Annotated in this window: 18 protein-coding genes; 7 read left to right on the plus strand and 11 right to left on the minus strand. The window is 52.3% G+C overall.

What is annotated here, in order from left to right:
• Window positions 1-63 precede the first annotated feature (63 nt).
• The 4 genes from DYU11_RS27200 to DYU11_RS33725 all read right to left on the minus strand — a co-directional run bounded on the left by DYU11_RS27200 (window position 64) and on the right by DYU11_RS33725 (window position 3,658).
• Window positions 64-1,194: a FecR family protein gene (locus DYU11_RS27200; RefSeq protein ID WP_119670896.1), complete on the minus strand. Its 1,131-nt coding sequence runs from the start codon at window positions 1,192-1,194 to the stop codon at window positions 64-66.
• Between the two features lie 114 nt (window positions 1,195-1,308).
• Window positions 1,309-1,923 (minus strand): RNA polymerase sigma factor, encoded by a 615-nt coding sequence (locus DYU11_RS27205; RefSeq protein ID WP_119670897.1) that lies wholly within the window; start codon window positions 1,921-1,923, stop codon window positions 1,309-1,311.
• A gap of 731 nt (window positions 1,924-2,654) precedes the next feature.
• Window positions 2,655-2,915, minus strand: a complete 261-nt coding sequence (locus tag DYU11_RS33720; RefSeq protein WP_229366077.1) for a tyrosine-type recombinase/integrase — start codon at window positions 2,913-2,915, stop codon at window positions 2,655-2,657.
• Between the two features lie 107 nt (window positions 2,916-3,022).
• The gene (locus DYU11_RS33725) at window positions 3,023-3,658 is read right to left on the minus strand and encodes a site-specific integrase (protein WP_229366079.1); all 636 of its coding nucleotides are present in this window, start codon (window positions 3,656-3,658) and stop codon (window positions 3,023-3,025) included.
• Between the two features lie 325 nt (window positions 3,659-3,983).
• Here DYU11_RS33725 and DYU11_RS34025 point away from each other — a divergent pair, with 325 nt between their 5' ends.
• Window positions 3,984-4,226: a hypothetical protein gene (locus tag DYU11_RS34025; RefSeq protein WP_374756010.1), complete on the plus strand. Its 243-nt coding sequence runs from the start codon at window positions 3,984-3,986 to the stop codon at window positions 4,224-4,226.
• Between the two features lie 281 nt (window positions 4,227-4,507).
• On the opposite strand, the gene DYU11_RS27220 is transcribed toward DYU11_RS34025, so the two are convergent.
• The 4 genes from DYU11_RS27220 to DYU11_RS27235 form a co-directional block, all read right to left on the minus strand.
• Window positions 4,508-5,146, minus strand: coding sequence for a response regulator (locus DYU11_RS27220; RefSeq protein WP_119670898.1), 639 nt, complete (start codon window positions 5,144-5,146; stop codon window positions 4,508-4,510).
• Entirely contained in the window at window positions 5,130-6,980 is a 1,851-nt protein-coding gene (locus DYU11_RS27225; RefSeq protein ID WP_229366080.1) for a sensor histidine kinase, read from the minus strand. The genes DYU11_RS27220 and DYU11_RS27225 overlap by 17 nt, the downstream gene beginning before the upstream one ends.
• Window positions 6,981-7,072: 92 nt before the next feature.
• A complete protein-coding gene (locus DYU11_RS27230; RefSeq protein WP_119670900.1) occupies window positions 7,073-8,971 on the minus strand; it encodes a sensor histidine kinase in 1,899 nt (632 codons plus the stop codon).
• On the minus strand, window positions 8,968-10,884 hold the full coding sequence (locus DYU11_RS27235) for a sensor histidine kinase (RefSeq protein ID WP_119670901.1): 1,917 nt from the start codon (window positions 10,882-10,884) through the stop codon (window positions 8,968-8,970). The genes DYU11_RS27230 and DYU11_RS27235 overlap by 4 nt, the downstream gene beginning before the upstream one ends.
• 144 nt (window positions 10,885-11,028) lie before the next feature.
• Between DYU11_RS27235 and DYU11_RS27240 the strand changes: the two genes are divergently transcribed.
• Window positions 11,029-11,748 (plus strand): hypothetical protein, encoded by a 720-nt coding sequence (locus DYU11_RS27240; protein WP_147368050.1) that lies wholly within the window; start codon window positions 11,029-11,031, stop codon window positions 11,746-11,748.
• 57 nt (window positions 11,749-11,805) lie between these two features.
• Window positions 11,806-13,320 (plus strand): flavin-containing monooxygenase, encoded by a 1,515-nt coding sequence (locus tag DYU11_RS27245; protein WP_119670903.1) that lies wholly within the window; start codon window positions 11,806-11,808, stop codon window positions 13,318-13,320.
• 319 nt (window positions 13,321-13,639) lie between these two features.
• Here the strand turns inward: DYU11_RS27245 and DYU11_RS27250 are convergent, their stop codons facing one another.
• Entirely contained in the window at window positions 13,640-14,041 is a 402-nt protein-coding gene (locus DYU11_RS27250; protein ID WP_119670904.1) for a helix-turn-helix domain-containing protein, read from the minus strand.
• Between the two features lie 11 nt (window positions 14,042-14,052).
• On the minus strand, window positions 14,053-14,349 hold the full coding sequence (locus tag DYU11_RS27255) for a type II toxin-antitoxin system HigB family toxin (RefSeq protein ID WP_119670905.1): 297 nt from the start codon (window positions 14,347-14,349) through the stop codon (window positions 14,053-14,055).
• 462 nt (window positions 14,350-14,811) lie between these two features.
• On the opposite strand from DYU11_RS27255, the gene DYU11_RS27260 reads away from it, so the two are divergent.
• Entirely contained in the window at window positions 14,812-15,381 is a 570-nt protein-coding gene (locus DYU11_RS27260; RefSeq protein ID WP_119670906.1) for a Crp/Fnr family transcriptional regulator, read from the plus strand.
• 78 nt (window positions 15,382-15,459) lie between these two features.
• Window positions 15,460-16,323, plus strand: a complete 864-nt coding sequence (locus tag DYU11_RS27265) for an SDR family oxidoreductase (RefSeq protein WP_119670907.1) — start codon at window positions 15,460-15,462, stop codon at window positions 16,321-16,323.
• Window positions 16,324-16,420: 97 nt separating this feature from the next.
• Here DYU11_RS27265 and DYU11_RS27270 read toward each other — a convergent pair whose 3' ends face one another.
• On the minus strand, window positions 16,421-17,008 hold the full coding sequence (locus DYU11_RS27270; protein WP_119670908.1) for a hypothetical protein: 588 nt from the start codon (window positions 17,006-17,008) through the stop codon (window positions 16,421-16,423).
• Between the two features lie 228 nt (window positions 17,009-17,236).
• Between DYU11_RS27270 and DYU11_RS27275 the strand changes: the two genes are divergently transcribed.
• Window positions 17,237-19,126, plus strand: a complete 1,890-nt coding sequence (locus DYU11_RS27275; RefSeq protein WP_119670909.1) for a T9SS type B sorting domain-containing protein — start codon at window positions 17,237-17,239, stop codon at window positions 19,124-19,126.
• Window positions 19,127-19,143: 17 nt separating this feature from the next.
• Window positions 19,144-19,596, plus strand: coding sequence for a hypothetical protein (locus DYU11_RS27280; RefSeq protein WP_119670910.1), 453 nt, complete (start codon window positions 19,144-19,146; stop codon window positions 19,594-19,596).
• Window positions 19,597-19,689: the final 93 nt, after the last annotated feature.

The raw sequence follows: 19,689 nt of genomic DNA on the forward strand, positions 1-19,689 counted from the left end.
GAACCATTACCGGCTTTTCCATGCGTAAAACAATGGTCGGATTAGATCATAGGCAGCGGGGGGTTAAGGGGTGCAACCGGTACTGGTGATAATAAGTTGACCATCCACCGTCTCGTAGGTAGCTCCGATGGCCCGGCAGATTCGATCAAGGCGCTTGTAAAGTCCTTCGTTGCTGGATAGTGTGGTGGTAATCAAGCAATGACTCAGCGTTGTGGCATCGAAAATAATGTCCAGGCCATACTGACTTTCCAGGGCTTTAAACACATCCGCAACCGGCCGGTCGTCAAAAACCAGCTCCTGGTTCAGGGGCGTAGAAGGCAGAGGCAATGGCTCTTCAATCAGGTCTTTGGCTAACTGCTCGTTCCAACGGTGAAAGGTAGCCCGCTGATTTGGCGTCAGCAGAACTCCGGCCACCTGGGCCGCAGCCTGCTGCTGCTGGCGGTCAAAATCCCGGCGTGAAAAGACGGATACCCGGCCCGTACGCACGACTACGCTTACCGTCTTGTCCTGCTCAAAAGCCCGCACCCGGAAACTGGTTCCTACGACTTTGGTAACTGTCTCGCCCGCATAGACCAGAAAAGGGCGGCCCGGATTCTTGGTAACCTGAAAGAAAGCATCGCCACTCAAGCTGACCTCCCGCCGATCGGAAGCGAACGACTCGGGATAGCTGATTCGGCTGTTGGGTTGTAGTTCTACGGTGCTGCCATCGGTCAGTTTAATCAGGATGACCTCGGTTGTGTTGTTGGTCTGCTCACGTAGTGATTCACCCTTGGTCGCTATCAGCGCTGAACCGGTCCCGGTTGGCCGGACCGATCCGGGGCGGTTTGCGAACCACCAGCCAATGCCCAACGCCAGCACGATGCCAGCCGCAGCAGCCCATCGACCCCACAATGAATGGACGCGGACCACCCGGCCCACCGGCGATGGCGGATAAGCTTCCTGATCAACTTTTTTCTGGAGGGCCTGCCAGATCGCGTCTAACTGATCTGGATCAGCCGCTGATTGCTCCGGGGTGGTCGCCTGATTGAGCTGGCGCACCAGTTGGATTGCCCGCACCACGGTAGCGGCTTGCTGGGGATGCTGTTGCAGCACGTTTACCCAGAACTGATCGGAGTCCTGATCGGGTTGGAGCACCCACTGCCGGAAAAAAGAATCAGCTGCCAGGTCTTCTACCGTATAGTTGTCGTAATTCATTCTTGCTGGTATCTCACCGACAAGAGGGCACAACAACCGGTTTTAACTCATTTAACTCTAGAAATATTTATTTTTTTGGTTTAGTGTAAGTCAAGAACAACCTGAAAGCGACAGTCACCATTGTCTTGAGAGATTGATCAGCATCCAGCCAACCGTCCACAATGTCCCATTGAGTAGCTGACGCAAGGCTAAAATAGCCCGGCTGATGTGATTAGTAACCGATTGCGGGTTTATTCCCATAACCTGAGCTACTTCTTCATTACTAAACTGGTGATAATAGGCCAGCACAAGTGCTTCCTGCTGGCGGGGTGGAAGCGATTCAATGGCCCGACGTAACAGCACCTGTTGATGCTGCTGGGTATCTAATTCGGTCAGTAAAGTCTCCAGGGAAGGCGAATTTATCCGGCCGTCAACGTCCGTCAGGTCACCGGCCTGGTACAACGGATCGGTAGTTCGGGTTAAGTGGCCCACTAGCCGATTACGCAATATTCGAAACAGGTAAAAGCGAATGGTATTCGGTGTCGTTAGCGTCGCCCGACGTTTCCAGATTTCCAGAAAGACATCCTGTACAGCGTCGGCGACCAGTTCCACATCGCTGCTTATCCGTTTGCCGTAGTTCATTAGTGGCTCGGCGTGAGCCCGGTATATCTGCTCAAATGCGCGAACGTCACCCTCCCGAAAGGCGTTCCAAAGAGCGATGTCCGTGGCAAATTGCGTAGAGTCGGGCATTCAGGAATATAGTAAGTCTACTATAGAATATAGCACGAAAGTATAATTTTTTTGAATGATTATAAGGCTGAAAATATAATCAGGGTGAGCAAAAAAACTGCTCGAACTCTCAAACTACACATCTTAAGTTGACCTTGTTATTCAATGGTGGCTGCCCAACTAGGTGAATAATTGCCTGATTTAACTAAGCAGATCTCGCTAATTGTGGCCAGCATAACAGTTCAGCCCGGGAAGAGGCTAGTGAGAGTCTGTGGCAGAGCAATGATCGGTATCTGACCAGGTTTGCATTTACTGCGAGGCCAAGTGGAAGATGCCCCGTATTTTCTGGGGAATGGATGTTAAGTAAATATCATTCCACCGCTTGGGAGAGTCGATGTTTCCTTCCCGGTCTTTTTTGCATGGGTCACTGTGAGGACCCGTTACGAAGCTGCTGTGAAAAGCTAAGGCAGGCTGATCGTAACTCAGTTAAAGCTTCGAAAAAGCGGCCTCTTGCCTGACAAGCCCTTCGATAGCAGCCAACTACTCCATTGTGCTAACTTCCGACAACTTCTACGAGCGGGCGGCAAGGGGCGAAATTGAACTGGCGAACGGCGAGATCGCCACTTTGTGCCGGATGGAGTAGGGCTAAACACCGGCCGGCACATTGTGGCCGATATAGCTAATATTTGATGGGTATATTACATTGCTATTGGAAGGGAATGGAGAACAGGTGAAATGGCATGAAGGTAGGATTACAAGCCTAACTTCAAAGCCGCATTGTGTTTGACGACCTGCTGGACACGGGTGTAGCGGTCAATCATGGTGAGTGTACGGTGCTTGGTCTGCTGCATGATCTGAGAGTCATCAGCCCCGTTAATCTTGGCAATGGTGACAAACGAGGCCCGCAGCGAGTGGGCTGAGTAGTCGTCTCCCAGATACTGCTTCACCGTTCGGGCCACCTGCTTGTCAGACAGCTGGTCGGTGGTGATTCGTTCGCCTTTGCGGATCCGCACAAATAGGGGTCCAGTGGTCCTGTCCAGCAAGCCCATATAATTCTGTAGGGCACGCAGGGGACAGGTGTCGGGGCTGAAGAATAAGGCCTTTGCTCAATCTTACCGTACTAGTTGGTTTTGCTGCCCCGGTAGCTCAGAATCGCTCTCTGACGGATGAACTGCACCCCGTCGATGTCGATGGCCACGAGTTCAGAACGCCGGAAGGCGCCGGCGAAACCCACCAGGAGCAAGGCCCGATTGCGCATACCGGAGGGCGTGGGCGGAATGGGCCTTACCTGGTCTTTGTATTCGTGAATGTCAAAAGCGGGTGCCTGGGTGGCTTTGATACCGATGCTGCGTTTGATGCCTTCCAGGACGACCCGCACATTTTCGTCAGCGGATGGGTCGGGGTGTTTGTGCAGGCGGTGCCATTTGCGAATAGCAGCCAGCCGCCGGCTGATGGTGGTCCACTTATGGCTAGTGACCTGGTCGGACAGATAGGTGGCCGGCGTGGCCGAGCTAATGGGTAAGTCATCGATACCTTGCTGACCCAACCAGTTTCGCAACTGCTTGATGTCGGCCGTATAAGCGATGCGGGTATTGACCGCCCCTTCGATGCCTTTGCGAAAGTAGTTGGCCGTCTGTTGAGTAAGCTGTTCCGTCGAAGGGACCACGACTGAGGTGGCTTGACGAGTATTGATGCGAAGGGCAGACGAGGTTTTCATGGAAAGCAGGCGGATTGGCCGGGCAAGATATTGATCCATTAGTAGGTTTATAAAGACCGATATTGCAACTCTCTCACCGGCTGATTACGAACTGCTTCGACGGCGCTGTGGCGCCCTCAAAGACCAAAACTGGTCCCAGGTCAAGATTGCTCAAGCCCTGGGGCTCACTGAAGGCTGGGTTAGCCAGACCCTCAAAAAATATCGCCCAGACGGTCTTCAGGCCCTCACCTGGAAAAAATTGGCTGGGCCATCCTGTCGACTAAGTCAGGAGCAATTGACCCAACTGGTTGTCGAGTTGAACAAAGGCCCTGTGCTCGTCTATATCGATGAATCGGCCTGCTACCTGTTACCGTTGCTGAGCCAGATGTGGTCCCCTAAAGGGCAAACGCTTATGCTCTTAGAACAGGCCGGGCGTAGCCACCTCAGCTTGATTGATGCTATTGCGCCCACTGGTCGGCTTTATGTAAGTGGGCAGGATCAAGCCTTTTGCAGTGAGGACGTGCTGAACTTTTGGGCCTATTTGTGTCGCCGGTATCGGAAACGGAACCTACTGGTGATTTGGAACGGGGCAGCCATTCATCGTAGTCAGGCAGTCAAAGATTGGTAAAAGAAACGGCCCGGTCGGGTTCATCTGGAATGCTTACCGGCCTACAGTCCTGAACTTAACCGGTCGAGTTGCTCTGGCGTCAGCTGAAGCGGAACTTAGCTAACCAAGTATTCTGCAATTTGACGCAGTTGACCGAGGCCATTATCATGCATTTAGCTGCACTCCAGGCCTGTCCCAAGTTGATTACTACTTTCTTTCGAAAGAAAGAGGTTGCCTTCTTTACAGGCTAATTCACGTATCAATAGCAAGTGTTTCAATTGTTTTTATTGACACGCGAATCATCAGGCCAAGCCATGTTCGACAGCGAACTTCACCAGATCGGCGGGTTTGTTGATGCCCAGCTTCAGGTTGATATTATTACGGTGGGTTTTTACCGTAGCGACGCTCAGAAACAGTTTATCGGCAATTTCTTCGTTGGTAAAGCTTTGCCCAATCAAGCTAATGATTTCGATTTCGCGTTTGGTTAACTGAAATTGTTTCTGAAACGAATCGTCGGCGTGCTGGTTGGGCGTTGTGCTTTTGGTCAGTTTGGGATCGTAGTAGCGCTTTCCGGCCAGCACCGTGTCGATCGCGTTCAGTACCTCATCCACGCCGGAGTTTTTCAGGATGTAACCCGGAACGCCCAGTCGATGGCAGTCGTCGACAAACTTACGGTCGCTGTACATGGTAAGCATAATCACGCGTACGTTCGGATAACTACTGAGCAGCTTACCGGCCACATCCAGTCCATTAAGGTGGGGCATGTTGATGTCCAGCAGCACCAGGTCGGGCTGAAGCCGGTGAACGGCATCTAAGACGTCTTTACCGCTGAACACTTGCCCGACAATTTGCAGATTGTCTTCGGCCGAAAGCATCATCTTCATACCATCGTTGAACAACTGATGGTCGTCGGCGATCAGGATTTTAATGAAGGTTTCCATGTGGGCGAACGATTTGGTAAGGTATTTCAATAAAGACGGTAGCGCTTTCGAGGCCAATATCTGTGTCGATTTTGCCGTTGATGAAGGCCACTTTAGCATGTAGATTATTATACTGCGGAGCGTACTGACCGTCGTTTTCTGCCATCAGTTGTAAGCTATCGGTTCCAAAAATTAATTGCAATGTAGCTTGGGTGGCTCCGGCGCTTTTAACAATACCATTGATTAGCTCGACGGCGATCCGGAAAACCTGAACCTCCGTGCTGGCATCCAGACGCCGTTCTGTACCGGCCACGATGTATTCAAACCGAATGTCGGTACTGGCCGATACTTTGTCGATTGTTTCCGCCAGCGACCTGGCCAAACCCAGTTCCGCAAAGTTTTTCGGCATCAGATTATGCGACACCGTACGGAGGTTTTCCACGGCTCGATCCAGTAGCTGACGGGCGTCGGTCAGCAGCGGAAACCGTTCGCGTACTTCGGGCTTCCTGATCACATTTGATACGTAGCTGATGGCCGTAGAAAGGATAGCGCCGACATCGTCGTAGAGGTCTTCTGCGATCCGGTTCCGCTCAATTTCGAGGGCTTCAATAATCCGTTCCGACTGCGCTTGCTCCTGCTGGTGGAGTGTCGTTAGGAGCTGTTCGTTCTGCCGCCGGTAGGTCTGAAACCAGAAAAAGAGAATGCCCGATGAGAGAATGAGCAGGTCAAACAGAAAATTAATGACAACGACTACGTAACTGTCAATCTGAAACAGCGGCTCTCGGCCCTGGGTAAAGGCAAGATTAATGAGAAAAACCAGTAGATAGCCAACCAGTTGGACTGCAAAGGTGAAGGTATAAAACAACACTACCGTTTCGCGCCGGCGAATCCGTTCAGAGATTGACCAGAAAGCGAGCAGGATGCTCATAACGGTGAACACCAGTGTTGCATTGAACGTCCATTGGAAGTGACTTTGCGGGAATACGTCCCCTACCCGCAGCAGGATGTTAAGCCCGAGCAAAGCAATTAAGCCGTATTTAAACACCTGCACCACCCAGAACGCGCGGCTCTGACCGGGTTGCTGACCAATAAAGTGCTGCATGAACTGCAATTGACTGAGCATAATCAGCCAGCCCGACAGCAGTTGCGGATCAAGCCGGTTGAAGGCGGGCGCATCGGACCATAGATATTGAAACCCTAGTCCCGATTGGGCTGAGATATGGAAACTAATGGCAAGTATCAGGCAGATGAACCAGCCGTAAACGGCCTGGCGCGTAGCCGCAAACGCCACTACGTTGATCAGCAAAATCAGGACGGTGAAGCCGGTCAGCAACCCCCACAAAAGGTACGAACGTCGGTCTTTTTGGTCAAACGTACCGGCGTCCCATAAACGAACCCGCAGGCCCAGTACCTCGTACCGCTTGGCCGCCATAATAAGCACGTCCGTCGGCGATTTACCATCCAGTTCGACCGGAAACACCCAGTTATAGTTGGGAAACCTCCTTGACTCAAATCTCAGAGCGTCGCCCGTCTGAACCTGGCGGACGAGCCGCCCACCCGTCAACTGGTAAAACCAGACGATATTGATGCGTGGATTGTCCACTTCGACAAAAACGGTTTGGGGCCTTCGACTCCTCAGGCGAATACGCAGCCAGTGGTGCGAAGCCGTATACCCCACGTTAAGCAGACTGCCGGGTAGGACCCTGAACGGGTAGTTTGTTACCTGCCGGATAGAGAGCCGGGCCGTACTGTCTTCATAATGCGCCACGAAACCATCCAGCGAATGGCTTACACCCGGCTTCACGTGGTACGTTGGCTGGCCGCGAACCGAACAAACGGCCAGAACGAGTAGCACGACTATGGTAATGGCAGTTCGCAACGGTTGCTGAATTTGATAGACTCTTTGATATTACTCAAAAGTAGACGAGCGGGCCGGTGCCTAAAATACTAACTTGTTTGTATTTTCTTAGGCAGAAGTAAACGCACCGTTGTACCGGTTGGGCCCGCGTCAAGCTGCACTGTCGCGTCGATGGTTTGGGCGCGGTTATAGAGATTTTTCAGACCAATGCCGCCGGTGATCAGCGCTTGTTTCACGTCGAAACCCTGTCCGTTATCTGACACGATCAATTGCCAACCCGCCGAGGTGCACTGAAGTGACACAAGGCCTTCGGTAGCCTTGGCGTGCCGAATACTGTTTGCAATCAGTTCATTGGTCATTCGGTATAGTTGCCGGGTTTCGGTGGCGCTCAAAACGGGCAGCTGGCCGGGAGCGGGTTGACAGCCTTCGGCCTGGAAGACCAGCCGAAAGTCACTGGTCCGGCAGCACCGCTCAACCAGTTCTGACAAAGCGGCTGGCAAGCCTTTCTGCATCAAATCAGGGGGCAGGTCATCGCGCAGGATCTGGTCGAGGTTAGCGTCGGTTTTATCAAGCAGATCAACAGCTTCGCTTAGCAAGGGTACGGGCGGGAGAGCCGTCAGCATGGCGCGGGTGTTGGTTAGTCGCCCCCCCACCTCAGTCAAAAGCAGCCGGGCGATTTGCTGGCGTTCGGATTCCAATACGTCGATGATAGCGTCGTTGGTTTGCTGCCGGGTTTGGGCCAGGCTAATCTGTAGTTGCCGTTCGTCATCGATGGACCTTCGGTAGCGGTAGGCCAGCAGGTAAAAGAGTACGACCAGATCGATAAAAAAGTTGACGATCAAAAGCATGTAGGCATCCACGAAAAAAACGCCATCGGACTGATTCCGCATTGTGTTCTGGATAATGATCAGTAACTGCCCAGCCATCTGAATGCTTAGCCCGGCAGCATATAGCCGCGTTACGGCAGCGGTGGTTCTCAGCCCCACAATTGCAACGGCGATAAACACCAGAAAGACTCCGCTGGCCAATATCGTGTGCACCCGCGTGATAAGTCGGTAAGCGCCCGTGTGGGTTTCGGTAAGACCCATTAACTGACCGATTACCAACGCAACGAACAGCCCGGCAAATGTCCATTTGAAAACCTGAGTGGCCCAGAACACCCGTTTCGACTCGGTACGCAGGCGTAGAAAATACTGCTGAAACTGGAGCAGCGCTGGAATGTACAGCCAAAGGGCTTCAATAACGGCATCGGGTTGGTTGATAGCGGGAAGCCTGGGCCAGAGGTACTGAAAACCCAGCCCTGTATCGGCAAACTGCCGCAAAGCAAGCCCCAGGATATATAGGCCGTACCAGCTATAAACCGGGTCGAGGGTTGCGCCGTAAAACAAGAACGCCAGCAGTACAACCAGCCCCACTACGCCCGCAAAAATGCCCCACAAAAAGTATTCACGCTGTTCACGGTCTTCAAGATCGCTGGTTTGCCAGACCGTTAACTCGGTGGCCAGATTTTCGTAACGTTTGTCGATCCGAAGGTAGAAGTCGGTCGTGGTCCGGTAGGGCACCGCGTCCACCGGCAGCAGGTATACGAATGTTTTGGTCGGTGAGGGGCGCTGGGCAAAGGGTAACCGGCTGCCCGCCTGACCGAGCGAGGTTATGATTGAATCGTTTACCTGGAACAGTTCGAGCCGATCGATGGTAGGGTTGCGAATCTCAAGTGACCGTTCCGTCAACTGATCACTAGTGGCTAACCGAATGCGAAACCAATGTACCGATTCTGTATAGCCGATGTTGATCCGGTGCTGAAGCACGGGTGTAAAGGAACGAACCCGCAGTACGTCCCGAATGGTAGCTGACCCGCTCCGGTCTTCCCAGTGGGTAATAGGAACCAGCTGCGGTTCCATTGACTTAACGGAAGCCAGGTGGTAAGCCGTTAAGCTCAGCAGCGCGGCCACGATCAGCCCGAACAATACGAGTAGCTTACGAATCATGCCGGAACCGGATTAGTGATGACTTCGCTCAGCATTACAGAATTGCCATCGTCGGTACTATCGATCAGCAGGTCGGCTTTCAACAGGTCGGCTTTAGCCCGGAGGTTGGCTCGGTCCGTGTCGGCGATCGGAGTTGGCAGGCCGTTATCTTCCACCGACAGCGTCAGGTAGTTGTCATGATAAAGCAGTTGAACCGTAACATCGGTAACGCGTTGGTGGCGCTGGGCGTTGCGGATGAGCTGGGTGGCCATGCTAAATACCAGCTGCGCCCGTTGCCCGTCCAGTGGCTTCACCTCCCCCGCACTCACAAATTCTACCGGAATCCCCCGGCGGCTTAACACCCGGCTGACTTCAGCAATGGCATTAACTAAATCGTTTCGCTCTAATGCCCTGGGCATTAGTTGATGAGCGAGTGTACGGAGTTCGTCAGCGGCTTCATCAAGCAGTCGTTGAGCCTGTTGTAATGGCGTTGCCTGACTAGTCCGGTCGAGTCGGGAGAGGTAACCTTTCGCTGTTGCCAGTAGGGGGCCGATGTCGTCGTGGAGATCCTGGGCGAGTCGTCGGCGCTCTTCTTCCAGCGAGTTAATAACCTGTTGCTGAGCCTGCTGTCGGCTCTGGAGTACGTTCAATTCGAGTTGCTGATTCCGGTGCTGGGCATGGGTGTAGCGGTAAGCCAATCCGTAGGTAAAGAACACCAGATCAATCAGCACAGTCAATCCCAGCACGATGTAAGTTTCTACATCAAAAGGCAGCACCCAGCCCTGACCCTGGCAGAAATTGATCGTTGCTACCAGTCCATAACCCATGAACTGCACGGCCAAGGCGTATCCATAGTACCGTACCATGGGTTCACGAGTTCCGGTACGGCGTCCCGGTTCCAGCAGGCTGAGAATCGTCAGGCCAGTGACTACCAGTACGAAGCACGACGTTGTCAGCGACACCATCCGGTAGAGGTACTGTTCGCGTCCCGGCACCCCAAGCCACTGCACGGTTATGGCCGCAACCAGCGCAAACGTCACGAACGCTTTGAAGCCATTTACCCACCTGAAAATTCGGCTATTGTGGCGGTTTTGGCGGATAAAGTACTGCATGAATGTGAGCTGGGCCACCATAGCGGCCCAGACGTAGAGATACACCGGCAGGTAGTCGTTCAGGTGCGGGAGGGTAGGCCAGAGGTATTGAAAGCCCAGTCCTGCGTCGGAAAACAGGTGCATCGTGATGAAGTGCAGGTATAGGCTGTACCAAAAGTAAATCCAGTCGCGCAGGGCCAGGAGCATCACCAGATTCAGCACGGCCACGATGCAGATGATGCCGACGAACATCCCCCACAGGAAGTATTCGCTGCGGTCGGAGGCCAGAAACGCCGGGCGATGCCAGAGTCGCACGAAGAACGACAAGATAGCGTAGGGCTGGCGCAAGCGCAGGTAATACCCGGCCGTTTGCCCGGCCCGAAGCTGGATTGGAAAGACGTAGTTGTTGTTGCGATAAGGTCGCTGACTGAACACGAAGTGATTGCCCGTCAACCCCAGCGATCGAATGGTTCCATGGCTGACTTCAAGTAGCTCCAGTTCGTCGAGATTGGCGTATTCGATTTCGAGCATCAACCGAACGGGCTTGGGTATGTTTGTGGGAGCCACCAGTTCGAAATAGAGCCAGTGCGTGGCGGTGGTGTTGTAGCCGAAATCCTGGCGGTCGGTCAGGCTGACGGCGGGCCGAAACTGACCCGTCTGCTGACGGTCGATCACCTGCCGGATGCTCAGTTGACCCGTTGAATCGACAAAGCGCGACAAATGCCCCCGCATCGACACCTCACTTGTACCATCGGAACGCAGCATCATCGGTGGCGGGTTCGCCTGCGCCCTCACCGAAGCGGCCAGTAGCCACAGCAGGCAGAGACAGTAGCAAGGTTTCATAAAAAGGGCAGGAAGGTATACCAAAAGAACGCCGTATTTCCTAAAAATACAAACAAGGTTGTATGGATTACCCCCTGCCGGATGAGCCAATTTTGCATCACCCAAACGGGACAAAACCTTAAAAAAAATACGAACATGAAATCAATGAAACAAGCAATTGCCTTTTCCCTCCTGGTAGGAGCCTTTTTCAGCTGTGAAGACCAATCAATCACGCGGCAGGAAACAACGCCTGCCATCGACCCGACTGTTGCCAATGCTACGCCGGCAGCCCTCGGAGGCACTATTAAAAACGGTCCGTCTTTGCCCCTGCCGACCATCACCGAGCAGACGTACGTTCCAGCTAATGATTTGTTTGCCCATACCCGATGCCGCGCCTGGCGGATCACGTGGCCAACGTATCCAGTCGGCACCAATGCCAACCTGATTCCGACGGTATTTTCGGTTAAGAGCGGGGGTTTAAACAGCTTTAACTACCTGAACAATACGGCGGCAGCGAACACGTACAAGACTAATTTCAATCTGTACCACAACACTAAACTGGAAACGGCCAATACACTCTGGGCTGAACTCACCCATGCCTTCAATGCCGGGTCTAAAATGGAAACGACCTACTTCAATAAAACCAAGCACTCAGCCGCTTCGGTCGAAACCTGGGTGAAAGGAAGGCCTGAACTTTTTAAAATCTACTGGGAGCATGAGGCTATATCCCCTTTCACGGAAATCGCTAATTACCAACCGGGCGAAATCTACCTTTTTAGAATAATTGATCACAACACGGAAACGCCGGATCAGTACGGTGGCATCCGGATTGTATCGATGACGCCCCGGATTATTGAGGTCTACTTAGCCGAGCCGAACGAGTAATTATGAGCATGCGGTAGGCAGTTGCCAAAAAACGCACTTACTAAACCTTAAACAAGCATGAAAACGCAAACAGTTGGTATTATCGGCGCGGGCGTGAGTGGCCTAGTAACGGCCAAAACCATGCGTGAACACGGTTTCTCGGTCGTGGTTTTTGAAAAGGAAAGTGAACTTGGCGGGGTGTGGGCCTCGACCCGTCGGTACCCGAACGTAACGACACAGAATACTCGCGATACGTACACGTTCTCGGATTTTCCGATGCCTAAACACTACCCCGAATGGCCCACCGGTCAGCAGGTACAGGCGTATTTGACTGATTACGCCCGGCACTTCAGCCTCCTGCCTTCAATTCGGTTCGGTACCATAGTGGAGCGGGCGGAGCTTCTCGATGGCGGACAGGACGGCTGGCTGCTTCACACCCGGCAACAGGGGCAACCCAACCAGACAGTTGTCGATTACTTAGTAGTTTGCAACGGCGTGTTCAGCGAACCAAATATTCCCCGGATTCCAGGGCGCGATTTGTTTCGGGGAACGGTGTTGCACAGTACCGAGTTCCGTCAGCAGCACCTCGACGCGGCCCGGCAGCAAAAAGTAGCCGTCGTCGGCTTCGCCAAATCAGCCCACGATATCCTGTCGCAGGTAAGCAATGTATCCCGCAGGCCGGTTTGCATTTACCGCGAGGCTAAATGGAAGATGCCCCGTATCTTCTGGGGGCTGAATGTCAAGTATCTGTTGCTCCACCGCTTGGGTGAGTCACTGTTTCCTTACCGGTCTCTGTATGGTATCCATCGGTTTTTGCATGGGCCACTGGGCAAACCCGTTACAGGGTTGCTGGTGAAAGGTTTAGGCAGGCTTGTAGCAACTCAGTTAAAGCTCCGCAAAAGCGGCCTCTTGCCCGACAAGCCCTTCGATAGCATTGCCAACTGCTCCATCGGGCTAACCTCCGACAACTTCTACGAGCGGGCGGCAAGGGGCGAAATCGAACTGGCGAACGGCGAGATCGCTCACTTTGTGCCGGATGGAGTAGTGCTAAACACCGGCCGGCACATTGTGGCCGATCAGGTCATCTTCGCAACGGGTTTCCGGCAGACGGTGCCATTTTTTGACGAATTGGTACGTCAGCGCCTTCGTGATCAGAGGGGCTGGTTCCAGTTGTACCGCAATGTACTGCCCGCCGACGTACCGAATCTTTCGTTCGTGGGTTATAATCCTTCGCTGTTCACCCCCTTTACGTCCGAACTGGCCGCGCATTACTCCGCTCAGTATTTCAAAGGTCAGCTAAATCTGCCCGGTACCGTAGCCATGAAACGGGAGATTGGTCTGCACCACGACTGGCTACGGCAACGTGCACCGCACAGCAGCGCATCGGGTACGTGCATCATTCCGTTTTCGTTCCACCACGCCGACGAGCTTATGCGCGACATGGGGTTGCCAACCCGTCGGACCCGTAACCCCATCACCGAATTCATGGCTCCCTTCAACCCGGTCATGTACAAGGGTCTGGCGCAGGAGTTACAGACGCTAAACGCGGCAAATGTAAGGGCAGAAAAGACCTCCTCGTTGGTTGAGGTCTGAACTTACAAACCAGGGCAGTAGGAGTTTGCCGAAATAGCCCACTGCCACAGACCTACGTTTCAATCCTATTGGTCAGGCAGATTTTCGAAAATGACGGCTTCTGATATCGCATGGTTGTGGCTACCTTATCAGTTTCTAATCGTTTTTGCTAAGTGGTTATTATGGCAATACACAACGAAAATGGTTGATGCATGAACATGCGTCGGCCATTTTCGTTGATTTAAGGATCTCAATATGACTTCATCAGCACAGTATGCTGCTACAATGGATTTATCGTTCGGCTCACCGAATTCCGCTCCACAAGCCAAAAGCAGCAGCCTTATACCGCCAACAAGGTGTCGGTGGGAATGCCCAGATGTTGGTGCAGCGCTTTGATCATTTTCAGCGTTAGACTACGTCGACGGTTTAACACCTCCGAGACTCTGTTCTCGCCACCAAAATAAGCAGCCACGTCTCGTTGGGATAAGTTTAACTGTTCCATGCGTTGCTTGATGGCTTCGATCGGATCAGGTTTGGGTATGGCGTAGTGCTTCTTCTCATAGTCGATGGCCAGCACCGTCAAGGCTTCCAGGATGTCTAAAGCCCGCTTACGCTCCTGAACGTCCTCCAACAAATCAGCATCGATTAAGTAGTCAATCAACTGACTGGCTTCTTGAAACTGCTCATCATTGGTGATGGGCTTGATGATGATGTCATCCAACTGGATGGCTAGTGTTTTCATTGTCTGTAGAATCAGAGGTTAGCAATATCGACTATCTGATCGTATTCTTTGTGGGTACCAATGAAGCGTACAAAAGCAAACTGCCGTTCGTATTCAAACTTAACCACCAATCGATATTTATTACGGGCGATGTTAAATACCACTCGGCCATTACCCACCGTGTCCGCCCCATTGAAGAACTGAATAACTTCGTTAGGGTTAGAAAAACCTGTTTTATCGACGGTATCATACCAGAACTCAAGGGAAGCTCTAGCATCAGGGTGCTCCTCCCAAAACGTCCGTAGGGTACCCTTCGAGAAAATGCGCATGGCTAGGGTTTAGATTGCCTACAAAGTTACAACATTTTCCCAAAATGGGAAGTTCTATGTTGTCACGATAAAAATTCATTTGTGTTCTGTTAATTGATTAGGTTGTCCGTGATTGTACTGAATGAATAGCTGATTACAGCGGTACACCGTGCTGATGAAATCACATTGACAGCTTTGAGTCAACGAAAAAGCCCCAGCATGAACATGCGTAGGGCATTTTCTTATTGTACTAACGAAATCACCTGCTATCTCTACTTGATAAGGGCTCTGTTTTCCGGGATGAGGTCAACCACACGGCAGCCATTCAATAAAGCCAGTTTAAAATATAGGAGTCATCCGATAGCTTACCTGGTCATTTCACAAACGTTAGCTGAAATTTTTCGAACTGAAGCATATATTCTGAGAGCTGCTTTTTTACCAAATGATAAATTGACGGACCACCGCACTTGCTAGCTTTCACCCATGAAGGAGTTGATCAATTACATTCTACAATTTGGCCAGTTGAACCAACAACAAATCGACCTTATTACCAGCAAAGCAACCGAACTGGAACTTCGGAAAGATGACTATTTTTCCGAAGCCGGGAAAATACCCCGGTACATAGGTTTTGTTGTACAGGGCGTCTTTCGGTTTTGTTACTACAACAACAAGGGCGAAGAAATAACGAACAACTTTGTGGAAGAAAACAGCTTTGTAGGGGATTATGCCAGGTTTGAATCGAACGTCGCGTCCTCAGAATATATACAGGCCGTTACCGACTGCAAGCTGCTGGTTTTCTCCAAAAAAAACTGGGATGAACTGTTGAACACCATTGTCGGCTGGGATAAAATCGTCGCCAAAATCTACCAAAAGTGCCTGCTGGAAGCCATCGACCGCAGAAGCCCACTGGTGTCAGAAGATGCTACCACGCGTTATTTATCGTTTATCGAGCGATTCCCCTCACTGGCCAATCGGGTTCCACTGGCCTTTGTCGCTTCTTACCTGGGAATCACCCAGCAATCGCTAAGCAGGATCAGAAGAAACATCCGGTAAAATCGCTTTTTACCAATTGGTAAATGCTTCCCTGTTTTCACTAACAACCTTTGCTGAGTTGATTTAAACAGAAAAACAATGAGCAAGAAAGTAGTCTTGATTACAGGAACCAATAGTGGATTTGGATGGCTTACCGCCCATAGTGTGGCGGCTTTGGGACACAAGGTATACGCTACCATGCGGGACACAAATGGTAAAAATGCCGAGAAAGCCAAAGCCTTATCCGCCACAGAAAATATTACTGTTCTGGATGTATCGCTAACTGATGAAGCAAGTGTACAGAACGCCTTCGACACCATTATTGCTGCCGAAGGCAGGATCGACATACTGGTAAACAATGCCGGCTATAGCGCTATGGGTGTAGCGGAAAGTTTTAGCACTGCTGATGTGCAGGTAATGTTTGATATTAATACGCTTGCACCCTGGAGGTTGATCAAGCTGGCGCTGCCTTTTATGCGTAAGCAATCAGAGGGGCTTATTATTAATGTTTCCAGTGGCTGGGGAAGGTTTTCTGCTCCTTTCTTTGCTGTGTATGCAGCTTCCAAATTTGGCCTGGAAGGACTCAGCGAAGGACTGCATTATGAGGTACGCCCGCTGGGTATTGATGTGGCTATTGTACAGCCCGGTTCATTCCCTACTGAAATGGGGCAAAAGTCGGGGACCGGTTCAGACACATCCGTTGTGGATGGCTACCAGGCCATTGCCGACTATCCTAACAAAGCGTTTGCCGCTATTGGACAGATGTTTGACACCAACAAACCTAACCCGCAGGCCGTAGCCGATGCGGTCGTAAACCTGATAAATATGCCAAAAGGACAAAGACCATTGAGAACAGTGGTTGATCCATCTACAGGCAAATTTGTAAAGAATGCCAACGAGGCTGTAGCCGTTGAATATGCAAAAGGTATCATCGCATTCGGAATGGAAGGGTTGCTAAAATAGGTTCGTATTGGGGCAAAGATTGAATTATCCTATTAAAATCAATGAGACGCTGAAATCCTGTCCAACTATTGCGGAGCGCCATACCGACGCCAACGTTTCAGTACGTCATCATCGCTTTTTGGATCTGTTCGGGAGCTTGCCTGTAAAAAAACTTGACCTCCGGAATCACCTCCCCTTTGACATTCGGCTTGTTCCGAAAGCCAACCACTACGTCGTTACCAAGCGGAGCAGTTGCGTAGCTATGCGTTCCTTGACGAGGCAACTGTTTTATGGTCGATGGCAGAAAAACGGGATTACGGTCCGGCGATAAGGAGTCCTCACGAAATGTTAGCCGACAACGACACAACGCTTCTACCTTCGTTTTGACAGCGTCTGGTTTTGACTCATCACCATCATACGTGAACACGTAGGAGATGACCTCACGATCATACAACACCTCCTTAGGCTGGAGTTCGTTATCATAATCTCCGGGGTTATAAGCTATGTAGATGGATAGAGTTTGACCGCCCTGCCTGCGGTAATAGTAACCTGGCGGGGAATACGAGAGTTTGTAACGCTCTACAGCCTCCCTGACCGTTATTGGGAACACTAACACGTACCCATCAAAGACGATCGACGACGGTTGACTTTGGCAGGAAGTAGCGGCACAAATGGTAAATAACCAAAGCAAAGTTGACTGTTTCATAAACAACAGGGAAGTTGATTAGCCGGCGGTTTTGTTATGGTTCGTACTCAGATGCTGCATCACTGCTATTCGGCCGGTTGTGTAAACTATAACCGATTGCTTGCTTAAGACAGACAAAACGATGCGCTAACCCGGCTGTTTAAGACCGTTTAAGAGAAGCCCGACTAATTTGTCGGGCTTTTCTGTTTATCACCGTATTTTTAGCTACGGTTTCTATCTCAGTACGTTATGCCAAAGACTTTACGCTTACTATTGCTCTCCTGGCTTTTATTGGCTTCCCTACCTTTGCACGCTAACCACCTCATCGGGGGCGAACTGGGCATGACGTATCTGGGCAAACCCGGTCAGTTCCGCGTCTTCATGAAGCAGCACTGGAACGAAGACCCAAACGACCCCACCCGTACGGCCAACGAAAGCTCGCTCTCTATATACGTATTCAGTCGCCGGACAAATACGTACATGGAATCAATTCCCCTCCGGCAAACCAACAACCGGCCACTGATTTACCAGAACCCGGCCTGTGCCAAAGCCAACAAGCTTCAGAACGTGGAGGTGACGTACGAAGCCGATCATCAGTTTGACGTAAACCGCTACAACGATCCAGATGGGTATTACCTGGTCTGGGAGCGGTGCTGCCGGAATTCCGACCTCATCAACATTGCAAACGCAGGCCAGGCCGGTATTGTGCTTTACCTGCAATTTCCCGCCATGCGCAGCAACGGGCAGGACATCGTTAATTCAGCGCCCGAATTCTCGACCGTACCCGGTACGTATGCGTGTCTGAATCAGCCGTTTCAGCTTGCCTTTAACGCCACCGACCCCGACGGCGATCAGCTTTCCTACCGCCTGGTAACTCCCTGGTCGGGGTACACGACGCAAACCGCTCCTTTAGGCAACCCGACCCCGCGGACCTCCTACCCGACCATCCGCTGGCAGACCGGCTATGGCGACAACAACATCATTCCGGGTTCGGTCCCCCTTCAGATTAACGCCAGTACGGGCCAGTTGAGCCTGTCGGCAAACCGCACAGGCTTGTTTGCGTTTGCGGTAGAGGTGACCGAACAGCGTAACGGTCAGGTAATCGGACTGACCCGGCGTGAGTTTTACCTACTCGTTGTCGACTGTTCAAAGTCCACCCTTGAACCGCCCGTTATTTCCCGTAACAATACGCCCGTCCAAACGGTCAGCCTCTGCCCCAGCGACTCCCTGCGGTTAAGCGTACCGACCAGCGCAACCTGGGCGTACCAGTGGCAGCGCAACGGCGCTAACATCCCCGGTGCTACTTCGGCAACCCTGAACGTCCGGGAAACGGGCTTGTATACCGTAGTCAAAAGCTCAACAGGGACCTGCATCCGGGACACGGTGTCCAAACCGGTTCAGGTAAACCAGTCGGCTACAACGGTGCGGTTCGATTCCATCCCGCCGATGTGCGATCCCAACTCACCAACGGTTACGCTGAACGTCAGTCCGGCGGGAGGTCAGTTTCAGGGTGCCGGCGTTACGGGTAGCTCGTTCCGCCCGGGTGCGGCCGGGGCAGGGCGTCACGCTATTCGATATACGTTTACCGATTCCAGTGGCTGCAGGATCTCTCAGCAACGTATTGCCGAGGTGGGTCAGCCGATTCAACTGAACGTACCGGGCGGCTACTCCATCCTGGCCGGCGGTAAAGTCACGCTGGCGGTCAGCGCCAGCAACAGCCAGGTACGGGTACAATGGTCGCCACCCGACGGGTTAAATGACACGGAACTGCTGCAGCCCGAGGCCAGTCCCCAGCAATCGCAGACGTACACCATCCGCGTAACGGACCCGGCGGGCTGCACGGCCACGGCCAGCGTACCGGTTCGGGTGTTCGGGCAGGTGTCTATACCGACGGCTTTCACCCCCAACGGCGACGGTCTGAACGATACGTGGGACCTGCCGGGCATCGGTACGTATCCAGATTGCGAAGTAACGATCTATAACCGCTGGGGTAGTGTCATCTTTCAGTCGGTGGGGTATGCGCAGCCGTGGGACGGCCGGTTCCGGGGTGTTCCGGTCGAAGCGGGGGCGTATGCGTACCAGATTCGGCTTGGCGACGATCAGAATCTCTATCGTGGGAGCCTGATGGTGTTGCGCTGAGCTACTATCTTTACGGCATGACAATCCGCTCATCTATCTTCGCGCTGCTGTTCGGTCTGGGCAGTCAGCTTAGTTTCGGCCAGGCATCCGTGGCCTATTACCCGTTCAATTCCCTCATCAGTGTCAGTACCAACGCCGACCGGGCTTTCTGGCTCGACGCCCGCGTGCAGACCAATACGTTCTTTGGGTCATTGAGTACCACCCTCGCGCCGATGGTGAACGTAGCCCGGCGCGAACAGGTCAACTACTACACCGGCCTGAGCGTACGTTTCAACGCCCTGAACGGCATCGACAACCGGGACGTACTGGAAGGGTATGCGCTGCACGTCGGTGTCCGGGTTAAGCCTATTCTGTCCGTACCGAACCTTCGGGTAGCGTTCGAAATTGCGCCCTATTCGCAAAAGAATTTCAGGGTCGGGGTTTTGCAGTCGTTCCTCGGCGTGGTCTATCAGTTTAAGAAAAAAGAATAGAGGGAGGAAAGGAGGAAGGGGAGGAAAGGAGAAAGGGAATGCTATCCGGCGTCCTCTTCTCCTTTCCTCCCCTTCCTCCTTTCCTCCCTAACA

The organism is Fibrisoma montanum, assembly GCF_003583365.1.
In the GTDB taxonomy this organism is placed as follows: Bacteria; Bacteroidota; Bacteroidia; order Cytophagales; family Spirosomataceae; genus Fibrisoma; species Fibrisoma montanum.

Bases quoted from the DNA above. Each gene is read 5' to 3' on its own strand.
- DYU11_RS27245 (WP_119670903.1), top strand. From the start codon at position 11,806: ATGAAAACGCAAACAGTTGGTATTATCGGCGCGGGCGTGAGTGGCCTA.
- DYU11_RS27200 (WP_119670896.1), bottom strand. From the start codon at position 1,194: ATGAATTACGACAACTATACGGTAGAAGACCTGGCAGCTGATTCTTTT.
- DYU11_RS27220 (WP_119670898.1), bottom strand. From the start codon at position 5,146: ATGGAAACCTTCATTAAAATCCTGATCGCCGACGACCATCAGTTGTTC.
- DYU11_RS27280 (WP_119670910.1), top strand. From the start codon at position 19,144: ATGACAATCCGCTCATCTATCTTCGCGCTGCTGTTCGGTCTGGGCAGT.
- DYU11_RS27260 (WP_119670906.1), top strand. From the start codon at position 14,812: ATGAAGGAGTTGATCAATTACATTCTACAATTTGGCCAGTTGAACCAA.
- DYU11_RS27275 (WP_119670909.1), top strand. From the start codon at position 17,237: ATGCCAAAGACTTTACGCTTACTATTGCTCTCCTGGCTTTTATTGGCT.
- DYU11_RS34025 (WP_374756010.1), top strand. From the start codon at position 3,984: ATGTGGTCCCCTAAAGGGCAAACGCTTATGCTCTTAGAACAGGCCGGG.
- DYU11_RS27250 (WP_119670904.1), bottom strand. From the start codon at position 14,041: ATGAAAACACTAGCCATCCAGTTGGATGACATCATCATCAAGCCCATC.
- DYU11_RS27240 (WP_147368050.1), top strand. From the start codon at position 11,029: ATGAAACAAGCAATTGCCTTTTCCCTCCTGGTAGGAGCCTTTTTCAGC.
- DYU11_RS27230 (WP_119670900.1), bottom strand. From the start codon at position 8,971: ATGATTCGTAAGCTACTCGTATTGTTCGGGCTGATCGTGGCCGCGCTG.
- DYU11_RS27205 (WP_119670897.1), bottom strand. From the start codon at position 1,923: ATGCCCGACTCTACGCAATTTGCCACGGACATCGCTCTTTGGAACGCC.
- DYU11_RS27235 (WP_119670901.1), bottom strand. From the start codon at position 10,884: ATGAAACCTTGCTACTGTCTCTGCCTGCTGTGGCTACTGGCCGCTTCG.
- DYU11_RS33725 (WP_229366079.1), bottom strand. From the start codon at position 3,658: ATGGATCAATATCTTGCCCGGCCAATCCGCCTGCTTTCCATGAAAACC.
- DYU11_RS27255 (WP_119670905.1), bottom strand. From the start codon at position 14,349: ATGCGCATTTTCTCGAAGGGTACCCTACGGACGTTTTGGGAGGAGCAC.
- DYU11_RS27265 (WP_119670907.1), top strand. From the start codon at position 15,460: ATGAGCAAGAAAGTAGTCTTGATTACAGGAACCAATAGTGGATTTGGA.
- DYU11_RS27270 (WP_119670908.1), bottom strand. From the start codon at position 17,008: ATGAAACAGTCAACTTTGCTTTGGTTATTTACCATTTGTGCCGCTACT.